1 pseudogene is annotated in these 727 nt (G+C 38.9%); it reads right to left on the minus strand.

From position 1 onward, the window contains the following. A pseudogene (locus tag GZA11_RS16850) lies at positions 1-260 on the minus strand (hypothetical protein); the annotation flags it as partial. Positions 261-727: the final 467 nt, after the last annotated feature.

Genomic DNA, 727 nt, shown 5'->3' on the forward strand with positions numbered 1-727 from the left:
AGCATACCCGCTTCTCCACGTAAAGTTTCTAGAATGGATCTCTTATGACAGTAAGCAGTATGCCCAAATTTGGTGGTTAGTCTACTTGACCTTATTTTTATTGTCCAGTTAAGTGTAGCCGATTCATGTTCTACCCATCGACGTACCATGGTATGATCAATCCCTAACTCTTTAGATTTGTAGCCCATGCCCTCTTTTTTATATAGATCCACAGCTTTCTTTCTAAACTTTACATCATATGTTTTTCGTATTTTCCCCATAGAAAAAATCCCCTCCATAGTAGACAGATTCATGTGCTTTCTTTTTTCTGTCTACTATAAGGGGATCATATCAATAAACAAGGGTTTTTCATTATTTATCCAATAGAACCTTCCATTTCGAACTTGATTATTTTTGCTTAAAATGGCACGAAATGATTTATAAAAAGGTCTGTCAAACCCTTGATATAAAGCCGTTTCTCCAAATGGAATAAAATAGGTTATAATCTAAACTTGGCACAAACTAGGCATGTTTTTGGCACGGTGTTGGTATTGGTTAAAATCACATAATATCAGGGTTTTATAGTAAGAACTCACGGTTACTGCCGTGAGTTCTCTTCATTGTGCGCCCGGCATGTACATGAACTATAGGGTGTAAGTCCCGAACCCCGAAGACAGAAGTAGAGGTTAGCCAAGAGCAAGGGTGTCCGTGGTGACGCGGAATCTGAAGGAAGCTGGAGGCAAAACAC

The organism is Neobacillus sedimentimangrovi, assembly GCF_010614825.1.
GTDB classification, from domain to species: Bacteria; Bacillota; Bacilli; order Bacillales; family Cytobacillaceae; genus Neobacillus; species Neobacillus thermocopriae.